The 13,786-nt window shown below is 70.3% G+C and carries 16 protein-coding genes and 1 pseudogene; 9 read left to right on the plus strand and 8 right to left on the minus strand.

Annotation, left to right across the window (positions count from 1 at the left end):
• Positions 1 to 164 precede the first annotated feature (164 nt).
• The 6 genes from ACZ5UI_RS12615 to ACZ5UI_RS12640 all read right to left on the minus strand — a co-directional run bounded on the left by ACZ5UI_RS12615 (position 165) and on the right by ACZ5UI_RS12640 (position 6,680).
• Positions 165 to 1,199: a LacI family DNA-binding transcriptional regulator gene (locus tag ACZ5UI_RS12615; RefSeq protein ID WP_464197535.1), complete on the minus strand. Its 1,035-nt coding sequence runs from the start codon at positions 1,197 to 1,199 to the stop codon at positions 165 to 167.
• A 187-nt stretch (positions 1,200 to 1,386) separates the two neighbouring features.
• Positions 1,387 to 2,778: an aldehyde dehydrogenase family protein gene (locus ACZ5UI_RS12620; RefSeq protein ID WP_464197536.1), complete on the minus strand. Its 1,392-nt coding sequence runs from the start codon at positions 2,776 to 2,778 to the stop codon at positions 1,387 to 1,389.
• Positions 2,775 to 3,902, minus strand: a complete 1,128-nt coding sequence (locus tag ACZ5UI_RS12625; protein WP_464197537.1) for a C45 family autoproteolytic acyltransferase/hydolase — start codon at positions 3,900 to 3,902, stop codon at positions 2,775 to 2,777. The genes ACZ5UI_RS12620 and ACZ5UI_RS12625 overlap by 4 nt, the downstream gene beginning before the upstream one ends.
• A gap of 3 nt (positions 3,903 to 3,905) precedes the next feature.
• Positions 3,906 to 4,802: a substrate-binding domain-containing protein gene (locus ACZ5UI_RS12630; RefSeq protein WP_464197538.1), complete on the minus strand. Its 897-nt coding sequence runs from the start codon at positions 4,800 to 4,802 to the stop codon at positions 3,906 to 3,908.
• 7 nt (positions 4,803 to 4,809) lie between these two features.
• Positions 4,810 to 5,595: a glutamine amidotransferase gene (locus tag ACZ5UI_RS12635; RefSeq protein ID WP_464197539.1), complete on the minus strand. Its 786-nt coding sequence runs from the start codon at positions 5,593 to 5,595 to the stop codon at positions 4,810 to 4,812.
• Positions 5,592 to 6,680 (minus strand): LacI family DNA-binding transcriptional regulator, encoded by a 1,089-nt coding sequence (locus ACZ5UI_RS12640; protein WP_464197540.1) that lies wholly within the window; start codon positions 6,678 to 6,680, stop codon positions 5,592 to 5,594. The genes ACZ5UI_RS12635 and ACZ5UI_RS12640 overlap by 4 nt, the downstream gene beginning before the upstream one ends.
• On the opposite strand from ACZ5UI_RS12640, the pseudogene ACZ5UI_RS12645 reads away from it, so the two are divergent.
• Both ACZ5UI_RS12645 and ACZ5UI_RS12650 read left to right on the plus strand, forming a co-directional pair.
• Positions 6,672 to 7,040, plus strand: a pseudogene (locus ACZ5UI_RS12645) (GMC family oxidoreductase N-terminal domain-containing protein); the annotation flags it as partial. The gene ACZ5UI_RS12640 and the pseudogene ACZ5UI_RS12645 overlap by 9 nt on opposite strands.
• A gap of 109 nt (positions 7,041 to 7,149) precedes the next feature.
• A complete protein-coding gene (locus ACZ5UI_RS12650) occupies positions 7,150 to 8,319 on the plus strand; it encodes a GMC family oxidoreductase (protein WP_464197541.1) in 1,170 nt (389 codons plus the stop codon).
• Positions 8,320 to 8,355: 36 nt separating this feature from the next.
• Here the strand turns inward: ACZ5UI_RS12650 and ACZ5UI_RS12655 are convergent, their stop codons facing one another.
• The gene (locus ACZ5UI_RS12655) at positions 8,356 to 8,733 is read right to left on the minus strand and encodes a hypothetical protein (RefSeq protein WP_464197542.1); all 378 of its coding nucleotides are present in this window, start codon (positions 8,731 to 8,733) and stop codon (positions 8,356 to 8,358) included.
• 246 nt (positions 8,734 to 8,979) lie between these two features.
• Here ACZ5UI_RS12655 and ACZ5UI_RS12660 point away from each other — a divergent pair, with 246 nt between their 5' ends.
• The 7 genes from ACZ5UI_RS12660 (at position 8,980) to ACZ5UI_RS12690 (ending at position 12,894) form a co-directional block, all read left to right on the plus strand.
• Complete coding sequence (locus ACZ5UI_RS12660; RefSeq protein ID WP_464197543.1) at positions 8,980 to 9,309, plus strand: hypothetical protein; 330 nt, start codon at positions 8,980 to 8,982, stop codon at positions 9,307 to 9,309.
• 120 nt (positions 9,310 to 9,429) lie between these two features.
• Positions 9,430 to 9,657, plus strand: a complete 228-nt coding sequence (gene tatA, locus ACZ5UI_RS12665) for a twin-arginine translocase TatA/TatE family subunit (RefSeq protein WP_464197544.1) — start codon at positions 9,430 to 9,432, stop codon at positions 9,655 to 9,657.
• Between the two features lie 12 nt (positions 9,658 to 9,669).
• Positions 9,670 to 10,209, plus strand: coding sequence for a CAP domain-containing protein (locus ACZ5UI_RS12670; protein WP_464197545.1), 540 nt, complete (start codon positions 9,670 to 9,672; stop codon positions 10,207 to 10,209).
• 4 nt (positions 10,210 to 10,213) lie between these two features.
• Positions 10,214 to 11,470, plus strand: a complete 1,257-nt coding sequence (locus ACZ5UI_RS12675) for a DUF1015 domain-containing protein (protein WP_464197546.1) — start codon at positions 10,214 to 10,216, stop codon at positions 11,468 to 11,470.
• A gap of 31 nt (positions 11,471 to 11,501) precedes the next feature.
• Positions 11,502 to 11,906 carry an OsmC family protein gene (locus ACZ5UI_RS12680; RefSeq protein WP_464197547.1) on the plus strand — a complete coding sequence of 135 codons (405 nt, stop codon included), beginning with the start codon at positions 11,502 to 11,504 and terminating at the stop codon, positions 11,904 to 11,906.
• A gap of 86 nt (positions 11,907 to 11,992) precedes the next feature.
• Positions 11,993 to 12,490 (plus strand): NUDIX hydrolase, encoded by a 498-nt coding sequence (locus ACZ5UI_RS12685; protein WP_464197548.1) that lies wholly within the window; start codon positions 11,993 to 11,995, stop codon positions 12,488 to 12,490.
• Positions 12,487 to 12,894 (plus strand): hypothetical protein, encoded by a 408-nt coding sequence (locus tag ACZ5UI_RS12690; RefSeq protein ID WP_464197549.1) that lies wholly within the window; start codon positions 12,487 to 12,489, stop codon positions 12,892 to 12,894. The genes ACZ5UI_RS12685 and ACZ5UI_RS12690 overlap by 4 nt, the downstream gene beginning before the upstream one ends.
• On the opposite strand, the gene ACZ5UI_RS12695 is transcribed toward ACZ5UI_RS12690, so the two are convergent.
• On the minus strand, positions 12,895 to 13,746 hold the full coding sequence (locus tag ACZ5UI_RS12695) for a sulfurtransferase (protein ID WP_464197550.1): 852 nt from the start codon (positions 13,744 to 13,746) through the stop codon (positions 12,895 to 12,897).
• Positions 13,747 to 13,786 lie beyond the last annotated feature (40 nt).

The raw sequence follows: 13,786 nt of genomic DNA on the forward strand, positions 1-13,786 counted from the left end.
GACGGTCGTATCGTTTCTACTACGGCTCATTTCGTCCCTCTCGCGCGTTCTTCGTCTGCTCAGCGCCGACCTTGGGGTCTGCTGGCCCCCAAAGTATTAACGATTCTACTTCTGCCGTCAATACTCCCACGAATCGCATTTCCCTGGGCCCCGTACACCCTCCGTCACGACTGCGGCGGGGACACCGAGTCGCGGATCTGCAGGGTCGCCGGGAGCGGGGCGACCCGCTGGTCTTGCGACCCGTTGGCGAGCACCTCGAACAACAGGTTCGCGGCGCGGGCGCCCATCTCGCGAGCCGGCTGGCGAACCGTCGTCAAGGCCGGCGTCAGAAGGCTCGAGATGGGCAGATCGTCGAAGCCCACGAGGCTGATGTCATCGGGCACGCGCAGCCCGCTCGCGCGACAGTGCTCCAGCGCACCGATGGCCATCAGGTCGTTGGCGCACAACAGGGCGGTCGGGCGGCTGTCCGCCGGGCCGCTGAGGGCCTTCGCGGCAAGCGCGGCGCCCGACGCCTGCTGGTAGTCACCGACGTGGAGCGGCACCGCGTCAGGGTCCAGACCGGCCGCGGCCAGCGCCTCGCGGTAGCCGGCCAGGCGCTGCTCGCTGGTCCACAGGACGGATGGTCCCCCGATGATCGCGAGGCGCTCATGCCCTTGCTCGAGCACGTAGGAGGCGATCTCGCGCGCGCCGCGCCGCCCGTCGGAGACAACCGCCGGCAACTCGAACCCGGCGATGCGCTCATCGACGAGTACCACTGGCCCGGACTGGGCCAGCTCGAGCACCAGACTGGGCGAGGTGGCCGTACCAGACAGGTACACGACCCCGTCGATGCGCTGGCTGCGCAGCAGCTTGGCGTAGTGCGACGCGGGGCGGTTGGTGGCCTCCGGTGCGCACAGCACGACGAGCACGTCGCGTTCGGCTGCGGCCCGCTCCACGCCTTCGGTGACGAGCGCGAAGAACTGGTTGGCGAGGTCCGGCACGACGAGGCCGATCGTCGATGCGGAACGGCGCTTGAGGCTGCGAGCGGACTCGTTCGGGATGTAGTTGAGGACCTTGACCGCGTCGAGCACCCGGGCGCGGCGCGTCTCGGCAACCGGCCCGCTGTTGTTCAGCACGTAGCTGACCGTGCTCACGGACACGCCGGCGTGCCGTGCGACGTCCTTCATCGTCGGCCGGCGCGGGGTGCCGTCGCTCTCCACGTGCTCCGACGAAGCCGACCCAGCGACGTCAGTCAACGCTGCGCTTCCTTCAATGTGCTCTGCACTGTTCGCCCCTCCGACTCGGACGCAACCGTCGCGTAGTTCGCGACTTTATACGTTTCAAGCCTAGCCTTCGGGGCGGTCGTGTCAAGAAACCTCGGCTGATCGTAGAAACGGTTCGCGTTTCTCAGCCGAAGGTCGGGCCGCTCTCGCTGATCATGACGAGCTTGGCGTTCGCGAACTCGCGTACGCCGAGGTCCCCGAGTTCGCGTCCGAACCCGGATCGCTTGATGCCGCCGAACGGCAGCTCCGGCACGGACCCGAACATCTTGTTGATGAACAGCATGCCGCTGTCGATGCGGCGAGCCAAGCGGGTGGCCCGCTCGACGTCCTGGCTGAAGATGGCCCCACCCAGTCCGTAGGGCGAGTCGTTGGCGACGCGCACGATCTGGTCGTCGTCGGCGGCCACGTACAGCTGCGCGACCGGCCCGAAGAACTCCTGGGCGTGGGCCGGATTCTCGCGGCTGATGTCGCCCAGGAGCGTCGGCTGCAGGAAGTTGCCGGGATGGTCGATCGGCTCGTTGCCGTAGAGGACGCGCGCCCCGTGGCTGATCGCCTCGTCGACTTGGGTCCGCAGGCGGTCACGGGCCTGACGTGAGACAAGCGGAGCCAGCGTGGTCGTGGGGTCCAGTGGATCGCCGGGCTGCGCCTGAGCGAAACGGTGGGTGACCGCCTCGACAAAGCCCTCCGCGACGCTCTCCTGGACGATGAAGCGCTTCGCCGACGTGCACCCCTGTCCGCTGTTGCCCAGCCGCCCGATCGTTGCTGCGAGAGCCGCGTCATCGACGTCGGCATCGTCGAGCACGACGAACACGTCGCTGCCGCCGAGTTCGAGGGTGGTCTTCTTCAGCGCACGCCCGGCAACCTGTGCGACCGCCGCGCCGGCGCGTTCGGAGCCGGTAAGGGCCACGCCCTGGACGCGATCGTCATCGATCAGGCCGGCGACCTGGTCGTGCGTGATGAACAGGTTCGCGTAGGCCCCCGCGGGAGCGCGGGCGTCCGCGACGAGTCGCTCGAACGCCTGTGCGCACCCGGGCACGAGCTCGGAGTGTTTGAGCAGGACCGGGTTGCCGAGCAGGAGGTTGGGCGCGAGCACGCGGATCAGCTGGTAGATCGGGAAGTTCCAAGGCTCGACGGCGACGATCACGCCGGTTGGCCGATATTCCACGCTGGCGCAGCCGAGCGCGGTCTCGTACGGCGTGGCTTCCAGCAGCCACTGGCCGTGCTCCGCGTAGTGGTCGGCGATGGACGCGCACAGGCCGATCTCGCCGAGGCTCTCACCGATGAGCTTGCCCATCTCCAGCGTCATGGTGCGGGCGATGTCCTCGGCGCGGTCGCGCAGAAGATGGCCGATGCGGGCCAGGACGGCGCGCCGGGCGTCGAGGTCCTCCTGCGCCCAGGCGGACCGATAGAGCGCGTGCGCAGCGACGAGCGCCCGCTCGACGTACGCGTCGTCGTGCTGGGCGTACTCGCGAATCGGCTCGTTGGTGTACGGGTTGACCGCGCGGTAGGCGGTCATCGCGCCGAGACCGCGTCGGCGAATGCGGGCTGATGCTCGCGGTAGTCGTTCTCCGATGGGCGGCCGTAGGCCACTTCCATCCGCAGGCGGGTCAGGTCGATGATCACCGACGCCACCGTCGCCGAGGCCTCGACGTAGTGATCGTGGGGGTTCGGCGACCGGCAGATCGCCCCCGGCCCGCCGGTCTCGTCGCGCAACGCGCTCTTGATGTGATCGGTGGTGATGGCGTCGTGCGCGTCGAGGTGCTCGCGCATCGCGCCGATGCGCTCCAGCGAGTCGGGCCAGCGGGTGCGACCGACATCGACGAATCCGGTGTCGCCGACGAAGTGATTGCTGTGCGTGAGGATGCCGTCGCGCGGGTGCAGCACGAACACCGTCTCCACCCCTCCCGGCCCGGCCTCCACCGCGATCGCGGTGCCATCGGCTGCGGCGATCGTGTACGTCGCGGAAGCCCCGCGGCGCTGGCGGACGATCGCGGCCAGCGCCTCTTCGCAGGTGCGCGAGTTCAGGATGCCGCGCAGAACGACGTGGATGGGGACGGCTCGCTCCCCAACGTCCAAGTCGGTGACGAGCATGTTCAGCACCACCCCGAGGCCATGCTCGTTGAAGCCCATCTTGCCGACCAGACCGGCCTCGGGAAGCATCACGAACGACGGTCGTAGCGGTCCCTGGTCGATCTCGATCACGGTCGTGGTCTCGACGGCGCGCATGCGCCAGTCCCAGTTCTGCCCGAGGAGGACATGCTCGTCGGCGGTCGCCGTGGGACCGGCGTAGAAGGTGGTGCACTCCGGCGGCGTGATCGCCCCCACGCCGAACATGATCTCGTTGCGGCAGTTCAGCGCGAGGATGTCGCCGAGCTTGCGTCCGGAGCCAGCGGCGATGCCCTTCATCTCGAGGAGGATCTCCGGGTCGTACGTCGCGATCGGCGCGGCGAACTCGCTGGCCAGCTCCCGGATCTGCCCCCACGACTTACGGGTGTAGTGCGCGAACGTCTCAGAGTGACCTTCGATGGAGACACGGATGCGGTCCTTGAGCGCCTCTCCGAGCAGGCGGCCGCGCTCGAACGCGTCGCCTGACGCGACGCGGACGATCGGGAAGGTCCTTTCGGCTGGCTCATCGGCCATCGGTCAGCCATCACCTTTCACTTCGACACTGCCGCGCTGCACGAGTCGTGTATCGATGATCTGCGTCTGCGGCACCGCGTCGTGATGCCCAGCGAGCCGCATCAGAAGCGCGGAAGCGGCGAGCAGTCCGAGATCCCGAGCGGACTGGCGCACGGTGGTGAGCGCGGGGGTCGCGACGCGGACCTGGTCGATGTCGTCGAAGCCAACGACGCTGAGGTCGCGCGGCACGTCGAGTCCGGCTTGTTTGCAGTGACGCAGGGTGCCGAGCGCCATCAGGTCGTTGGCGACGAGCACCGCCGTCAGGTCGGGGTGCGCTGTCAGCAGCTCATGGGTGGCCTGTTCGCCGCCTTCCACGCGGAAGTCACCAGCCGCGACGGGCACGTTCTCCGGGTTGACGCCTGCCGCCGAGAGCTCCTCGAGGTAGCCGGCGACGCGCTCGTTGGACGTCCATAGGCCGACGGGTCCCGCGATCACGCCGATGCGCCGATGACCCGCGTCGACGAGGTGGCGCGCCGCGGCGCGAGCGCCGGCGCGATTGTCGGCACCCACGAATGGCGCGTCCAGCGCAGCAAGGCGCTCGTCGACGACGACGAGCTCTCGCGCGCTGGCGAGCGCTTCGTGGACGCCCAGCGTCTGACCGTGGCCCGAGCTGAGAACGACGCCGTCCAGTGACGCCAGGTTGAGCGCGTCGATGTGGTCGCGCTCGCGGGCCCGCTGAAAGCGTGTGGTGCACAGCACCACCTCAGCGCCGCTCGCCCGCGCGGCGGCATCAACCGCGCTGGCCAGTTCCGCGAAGAACGGGTTGGCGAGATCGGGCACGATGACGCCGATCGCCCGGACCCCCGTCGCCGCAGGTTCGAGGGTCAGCCGCGAGCCGGCGCTGTTGCCCGTGGTCGACACAGCTCCCCTAGGCGGCCGGGACGGCCGACGTTGTCGGCTGGGCCAGCCAGGTCAGGACGCCAGACCACAGCGCGTCGTAGGAGTGCCAGTCGACGAACTCCGGCGGCGCCCAGTGCGGGGCCAGATCGGAGGCGAATGCGGCGGTTGCGCCGTCGCCGTAGCGGCCGACGACGAGGAGCGGGTCATCGCCGACGGTGGCCAGGACGGTCGCCTCGGGGCGGGCCTGCAGGCGGTTGTAGCCGAGCAGCGCGGGCCATTCACCGGTCACGTCGGCCAGGGCAGGGTGCCCGGGATCGACAACCGCTGGGCTGATCCCTTCGGGACGTTCGACGCGGTCGTCGTAGTCCAGCATCGTGACCGGAAGCACGTCGGCCAGCGGGGACTGGCCATAGCGCGCCTTCGCGTCGATGCCAGTGAACGACATGTACCCGCCGATCATCAGCAGCGCGCCACCCGCGGCGACGTAGCCGGCGATCATCTCGAGGCGGTTGGGACCGGCCTTCGAATGGACGAAGGTGTCGGTGCCCAACAGGAACGTGTTGGAGCCGACGTCGCTGATCACCACGACGTCGTAGCCCGCGAGCTCCTCAGCGGTCTGTGGGAAGCCGCCACCGATCGCGTGCGCCGGCAGGTACGTCACCTCGTAGCCGGCGGCACGCAGGCCGGAGATGTGTCGGGTCGCGCCCTCGGTGTAGTCGACGGTGTTGAAGGTGTCGAACCCCTTCTGGTGGATGACGTGGGTGACCCACGACTCACCAAGGAACAAGACAGACGTTGCAGGGTCAGTGCTCATGCGGGATTGGCTTCCTGGGTCGTGCTTTGCCGGACTACGAGCTCGACCCCGAGCTCGATCCGCTCTGGCTGAGTTGGCCGGTCAGGGCCGAGGTGCTTGAGGAGTCGCTGGGCGGCGACGCGACCGAGGTCGTGGACGGGCTGCCGGATCGTGCTCAGCCCCGGATGGACGAGCTCGGCCAGGGGGGCGTCGTCGTACCCCATGACCGAGACGTCGTCGGGCACGCGGACGCCATGGGCGCGAAGGACGTTCATCGCCGCGACGGCCATCACGTCGTTGGCGGCGAAGATCGCCGAGTACCAGCGGTCGCCCGCCGCCAGCTCCGCGGACATCAGCGGCGCGACGCTTGGTGCGCGGAAGTCGCCGCGACGGAACGCTCGACGGCCGGGGATGCCGGCGAACGCCGCCTCGAACCCGGCGCGGCGGTCGTCGTTGCTGGGCGAGTGCTCCGGGCCGTCGACGACCAGGATGTCGCGGTGGCCGAGATTGCGCAGGTGGTCTGCGGCGAGTCGGCCCCCGAGCCGGTTGTCGGACACAACCGCGTCGTGCGGGTCGCCAAGGCGGGCCTCATCGACGAGCACGATCGGCAGCCGCGGCGGCGTTCCGACGGGCCCCTGGCCCATCGGCGTGCGCGCGGGCGCCCAGATGAGGCCGTCGGCGCCGCCGGCGCGCAGCACGTCCAACGATCGCTGCTCGCGGTCGACGTTGAAGTCGGTGTTGCACAGAACGACCCGATAGCCGGCCTCGTCTGCGGCGTCCTCCACCCCGCGCGCCAGCTCCGCGAAGAACGGGTTGGCGATGTCCGGAACCAGCAGCCCGAGGGTCTGCGAGGCGCCGCGGCGCAAGCTGCGCGCGGCATGGTGAGGCACGTAGCCCAGCTCGTCCATGGTGGCGCGCACCTGCTGCGCGGTGCGCTCGGCGACCTTGCGCTTCCCCGACACCACGTGGGACACGGTGGTTGCACTCACGCCCGCGGCCCGGGCCACATCGGCGATGGTGATGGTGCTGTCCACATCGGTTTGCAAATCGATTTGCACTATGGTCGGCGAGCGCGGGACTGTCAACCCCGGGAACGGATGCGCCACCCGCTTGACCGCCAGATCGCACGCAGACGCGGGCCAGTGGAGGATGGTGCCGTGAGAACGTACGACCACATCGTCATCGGCGCCGGCTCCGCTGGCGCGGCAGTTGCCGCTCGGCTGAGCGAGGACCCGCGGCGCAGCGTGCTGCTCGTCGAAGCCGGCGGCACCTCTCGGACGCCCAACCACGCCGCACCCGCCGCAGCGACCAAGCAGTACCTGTCAAAGGCGGACTGGGCCTACGAGACCGAGCCGGAGCCTTCCTGTGACGGTCGCCGCATCTACGAGCCGCGCGCCAAGGTGCTGGGCGGCTGCAGCTCGATGAACGCCATGATCTGGGTTCGAGGCAACCCCGCCGACTACGACGGGTGGGGAATCGACGGTTGGAGCTGGGCCGACGTACAGCCGATCTTCGAGCGCATCGAGCAGCGTCACCCTCCTGTCCCGATGGCGGGGTGGCCCCAACAACGGGCCGGTGCACATCACCTCTCGCGAGGAGCCCAGCGCTCTGACCGACGCGTACATCCAGGCTGCATCCCGTGGAGCCGGTGTGCCGGTCGGCGGCGACCTCTCCAGCGAGGCTGCCACCAGCGGCCCCACGCCGCAGACCGTGTACCGCGGCCGGCGCTGGAGCACCGCGCGCGCCTATCTCGACGCGGCCGCCAAGCGGCCGAACCTGACGATCCTCACGCGCGCGCTGGTCCGGCGAATCGTCATCCGCGACCGCCGGGCGATCGGCATCGAGTACGAGCGCTTCGGCCGCCGCGGCGCGGCAGGCGCCCGGGGCGACGTCGTCCTCAGCGCCGGGGCCTTCAACACCCCGCACCTCCTGCAACTCTCGGGGATCGGCGACGCTCACCATCTCGCGTCCATCGGTGTCGAAGCGGTGATCGACAACGCGCACGTCGGTGCGCATCTCGCCGAGCATCCGCTCGTCTTCCACAACTGGGAACTGCGCCCGGGCGCCGAGATCGGGCTGTTCGACGCCCCTCACCCCAAGCACGTCGTGCGCTGGGCCGCGCTGCGGCGAGGCGTTCTCGCCTCATCGGCCGTCCACGCATGCGCCCACGTGCTCTCCCGTGACGGCCTGGATGGCCCCGATCTGCAACTCATCTTCGCGCCGGCCTACACCTGGTGGGAGACGTTCGGCGTCCACGCGACCCACACCGCGCCCGCGATCGCGATCAACGCCTCCTACTGGTCCCCGATCAGCGAAGGGCGCGTGTGGGCGCGAACCAGCGATCCACGCGAGAAGCCGGCGGTGCTGTTGAACATGCTCAGCGAGCGCGCAGACATCGAAGCGGTGATGCGCTCGGTGCGGATCACGCGAGAAATCGCAGCGACCGAACCACTGGCCTCGCTACTCGGCGACGAACTGACCCCGGGCCCGAACGTACAGACCGACGACGAGCTCGAGCACTGGCTCCGTGCTCACTGCGAGCACACCTACCACCCGTCCTGTACCGCGCGAATGAGCAGCGATCCGGACGCAGGGGTCGCCGACGCGCGACTGCGCGTCCATGGCCTCGACGGCCTGCGGATTGCCGACTGCTCCGTGCTCCCGCGCATCCCCCGGGCGAACACCAACGCCCCCGCGATCATGATCGGCGAGCGCTGCGCGGACTTCATCCTGTCGGCCAGGTGACCCCGGTCGGACCGGCGGCCGCGCATGCTGGCGTGGTCAGTTGGCGAGCAGCGTCCCGTGGCACAGCGACTGCGCCTGAGCGAGGTTGTCGGACCAGTAGTTGACGCTGTAGACGCCTGCGGGAAGGCTCTCCGACCACACGCCGTAGAACCCCTCGATCCAGGCGTAGGACTGGCGGAACGACCAGACCTCGCGCCCGGCGGAGTTCGTGACGGTCATCTGCCCCCAGCGCCCGGGGTAGTGGTGGACGTACAACACCAGCTGGGTCCGGTACGGGATCGTGAACGTCCGCTCGAAATGGTGCGTGCCGCACCCAAGTCCCCGGAACACGGTGGTTTCGGCCTGTGCGACGGAGGCGGTGCCCAGCAGCGCGAGGACCAGGATCACGGCGATGGCGCAGGTTCGGCGAAGCATGACCGCAGTATCGGCAGCAGCGTCCGCTCCGTCACCCGCCACTTTGGGATCGGGCACCCTGCATTTTGGACCAGCGGTAGTGCTGACTACAGTCGCGCCGATGCGCTCGCTCGGCCTGGCCTGTGTCCTGATCCTTCCATCACCGGATGTGGCGCACAGGGCCCGAGCTCGGCCCCAGGCACCCTCCCCCGCGCGAGCGCCGACGCCACCAGGTCGGCGCTCAAGGTCACGGCGGAATCAGAGGCGATGGCCGCCCGCATCGTGGCGTGGAGCGACCTCAGGGCACGTGAGGCACGGGAGGCCGGCACCGTGGAAAGCGCGATGCCGCCGCGGATCAAGCAGGTGACGTGTCGATCCCGGCCGGACGCTCCAAGCTGGCCGTTTCGCTGCACGATGCGACTCCAGCTCATCGGGGGCGCCGGCTACGAGAGCACCGGGGCCTCGGAGACGATGTTCGTCAAGCCTGACCCCACTCGCCCTCGCGGGTTCGCGACGAGGTCCGCAGCGCGCAACCGCGGCGGCGACGAATGGACGGCCGGCACCGCGACGATGCAGATCCCGGTCACGACGCCGTAGTGCCGCGGTCCTCATCGGCGAGACAGGCGCGCCTCATCATCGCGCCTTCGCGAACCGTGAGCCTGGCCTTAGGCGCCGGCGTAGCGTCAAGCGAGCGGTTCCGCCCCGGGCCGCTCGATCGTGCGGGAGGTTCGCATGGGCAACATCGGTCCGCTGGAACTGGTCGTCGTGCTGGTCATCGCCCTCGTGGTGCTCGGGCCCAAGCGCCTGCCGGAGGTGGGAAAGTCGCTCGGGCGCGGGATGCGCGAGTTCAAGGACGGGATCGCCGGCCTCGGCCAGGACCCCGACGACGAGGACGAGGAACGCCGGCAGACGCCCACGCGTGAAGTGAGCGGCGAGCCTCGATAGCGTGCAGCGGGCATGGCCCGCTGCTCCTCGTTTGCCGCGTCTGTTGCGGTCATCGTCGTTGCGCTCGTCGCCCCGGCGAATGCCCCTGCGGCGACCTGTGCGGGCAGCGACACGATCCCGTCGGCGGACAACCTGAAGCTGATCCGCAGCGCCACGTTGTGCCTGCTCAACCAGCAGCGCCGGGCCGCGCGCCTGACGCCGCTGCGCTCCAACCTCAGGCTGCAGCGCGCGGCCACCGCGTTCTCGGCGCAGATGGTGCGCGAGCGGTTCTTCGACCACACCGCGCCGGACGGCAGCGAGCTGGACGATCGCGTCCAGCGGGTGGGCTACACCGGGTGGCGCGCGCTGGCCGAGAACATCGCCTGGGGCTCGGGCTCGATGGGCACGCCCGCGAAGATCGTCGACGGCTGGATGCACTCCAGCGGCCATCGGCGCAACATCCTGGACGGCAACCTGCGCGAGATCGGCGTCGGCGTGGCGCCCGGCGCCCCGCAGGACGTCGGCGACCAGACGGCCGCCACCTACACCACCGACTTCGGAAGGCGCACGTAACCCCATGGCCGAGATCCAGCCCCTGCGCGCCCTGCGCTACGAGCCCGCCGTCGCGGGCGCCCTGGGCGACGTGATCGCGCCGCCCTACGACGTGATCGACGCCGAGCAGCGCGCCGCGCTGGTCGCGCGCTCGCCCTACAACGTCGTCAACATCGACCTGCCCGAGGATCCCGCCGGCGGCGACATCTACGCGCACGCCGCCGCGCTGCTGGAGCAGTGGCAGGCCGACGGCGCGGTCGTGCGCGACGACGAGCCCGCGCTGTGGGTCCTGCGCCAGTCCTACACCGGTCCCGACGGCCGCGCGCTGACCCGCCAGGGCTTCTTCGCCCGCGTGCGCGTCACCGACTACGGCGCCGGGCGCATCCGCCCGCACGAGCGCACGCACCCCGGTCCCAAGGAGGACCGACTGCGCCTGACCCGCGCGGCCCGGGCCAACCTGTCCCCCATCTTCAGCCTGTACAGCGACCCCGAGCAGCGCGCCTGGCAGGCGCTGGCGCCGAGCACCGAGACCGCGCCGTGGGGCGAGGCGACCGACGACGAGGGCACGCACAACGAGCTGTGGCGCGTCACCGATCCCGACACGATCGCCGACGTGCAGGCGGCGCTGGACAGCGCCGAGCTGCTGATCGCCGACGGCCATCACCGCTACGAGACCGCGCGCGCCTACGCCGAGGAGATCGGCGGTGAGGGCGAGCACCGCTACGTGCTGATGTGCCTGGTCGCGCTCCAGGACCCGGGGCTGACGATCTTCCCCACACACCGCCTGGTCAAGGAGACGACGGCGGCCCAGCAGGAGGCGCTGGCCCACACGCTGCGCGCGGACTTCGAGGTCGCCGAGGCCGACGCGCTCGCCCCCGGTCCCGATGGCGGCCCGCTCAGCGTCGGCTACATCGACGCGCATTTCCGCCAGCCCTTCACGCTGACGCTCAAGGACCAGCAGATCGCCGAGGACGCGCTGGCCGACCACACCGCGCCGTATCGCCGGCTGGACGCCGCCGTGCTCGAGGCCCTCCTGCTCAAGGGCCCCCTGGAGCTGACCGACGACGACATCTCCCACCTGCACCGCTTCGGGTACGCGCGCACGGCCGAGCAGGCCCGCGAGCTCGTCGAATCGGGTGCCTTCGACCTGGCCTTCGTGCTGCGCCCGACGCCCGTCGAGCAGGTCGTCGAGGTGGCCGAGAGCGGCGAGTCGATGCCGCCCAAGAGCACCTACTTCTTCCCCAAGCTGCCGACCGGACTGCTGTTCAGCTCCCTCGCATAGCCGCCCCGGGCACGGGGGTACGATGGATCGCATGAAGGCCACCGCCCGGCGCACCGGCACGATGCGTCAGACCGTTCACGTTCGCGATCATCGCGTCACCGTCGACGAGCCCCGCGAGGCCGGTGGAGACGACACGGGCCCCAGCCCGCAGGAGCTGCTGGCCGCGTCGCTGGCCTCGTGCACGGCGATCACGATGGAGATGTACGCACAGCGCAAGGGCTGGGACGTCGGCTACATGGAGGTGACCTGCGAGTACCAGCCCGCCGAGCGTGGGTCGCCGACGAAGTTCGAGCTCGTCGTGCGCCTCCCCGACACGCTGCCCACCGAGCAGGTCGAGAAGCTCAAGGTGATCGCCGCGAAGTGCCCGATCCACCGCACGCTCGACGGCGAGGTCATGTTCAACGAGCGCGTCGAGACCGTCTCACTCACGGCCTGACCGAGCTCGCCGCACACCTCTCGTCGCTCCTGCTCGACCCCGCCGAGGCGGCGGCCCTGGACGTCCACGGCCGCATCGACGCGGCCGTGCTGGTGCCGCTGTACGTCGACGGCGGCCGGCTGCATGCCGTCTTCACCAAGCGCCGCGAGGACATGCGCCGCCACGCGGGCGAGATCTCGTTCCCGGGCGGGCGCCAGGACGATGACGAGACCGACCTGCGGGTGACCGCGCTGCGCGAGGCCGAGGAGGAGATCGGCCTGCCCACCACCGCCGTCCAGCTCGTCGGGGCGCTGCAGCCCACCCCGACGATCGTCTCCAACTACGCCGTCTATCCGTTCGTCGGGCTGATCGACGCCGGCCTGACCTGGACGATGTCACCGCGCGAGGTGGCCGCCGTGCTCGAGTTCCCGCTGACCCAGCTGCGCGACGCGTTCCAGCGCCGCCGCCTGATCCGCCGCGGCATGCCGTTCATGGCCGACACCTACGTGATCGGCGAGCACCTGATCTGGGGCGCCACCGCGCGGATGCTCGGCGACCTGCTCACGCGCCTGGCCCCCGTCCTGGACGCCGAGGCCGCCGCGTGAGAGCGGCCGCCGCTGCGGTGGCGGCCGTCGCGCTGGTCGCGACGCTGGCGGCCTGCGGCAGCGACGACGAGACCAGCGGCCAGCGCACGGCTCAGGCCTGCGCGGGCGCCGCGGCGGGCGACGCCGCGCTGCACGGACCGGGTGACGACGTCGAGCGCCGCGTGCGCGACGCCGAGCAGCTGGCGGCCGGCGCCGCACACGGGCTGCCCCAGGGCCACGAGCACGACCCGCAGGCCGAGGCGGTGCGGGCGCTGCTGGCCCAGTCGCTGCGCCTGCGGCTCGTGCGCTCGCAGATCGATCGTGGCTCGGAGCCGAAGGTCGTGCTGCAGGCGGCCAGCGCCGGACTCACCGAGGGCGACCGCCAGACGCGTGAGCGGCTGGCCGCCTCGGGCGTGCGCTGCTGATCAGAACGGCGCGCCGACTTCGATCGGCACGCCGACCAGGCTGCCGTACTCGGCCCAGGATCCGTCGTAGTTCTTGACGTCCTCGCGCCCGAGCAGCTCGTGCAGGACGAACCACGTATGGGCGGAGCGCTCGCCGATGCGGCAGTAGGTGACGATCGGCTCGCGGTTGAGCACGCCCTTGCCGCCGTACATCTCCTCCAGGCGCTCGTGGGAGCGGAAGGTGCCGTCCGGCTCGACCGCGTTCGTCCACGGGACGGAGGCAGCGCCGGGGATGTGCCCGCCGCGGAGGGCGGCCTCGTCCTCGTAGCCGACGGCGGTCAGCAGCTCTCCCGAGTACTCCTCCGGCGAGCGCACGTCGACGAGCCGGCCGGGGCCGCCGTCGGCGATCGAGATGACCTCCTGGCGGGAGGCCCGGATCGTGTCGTCACCCGGCCGAGCGGTGAACGTCGCCGGCGCGTACCGAGGGATCGCTGCCGTCGTGGGCCGGCCCTCGGCGATCCACTTCTCGCGCGGCCCGTTGACGAGGCGCACGTCGCGGTGGCCGTAGTACTTCAGGTACCAGTAGGTCGAAGCGGCGAACCAGTTGTAGGCGTCGCCGTAGAGGACGATCGTGTGGTCGTCGGAGATCCCCCGCCCACCGAACAGGCGGGCGAAGTCGTCGGGGCCGAGGAAGTCGCGGCGGACCGGATCCTGCAGATCCTCGCGCCAGTCCAGGCCGATCGCGCCAGGGATGTGCGCCTGCGCGTACAGCGCGGGGTTCTCGTCGACCTCGACGATCCGGACCGTGTCGTCGTCGAGATGGTCCTGGACCCACTGCGTGTCGACGAGGACATCCTTGGCGTATTCACCCACGAACGACCTCCTATGAAATCCGGTCAGGTTTCCGACCTTT

The organism is Conexibacter sp. JCM 18997, from assembly GCF_055391915.1.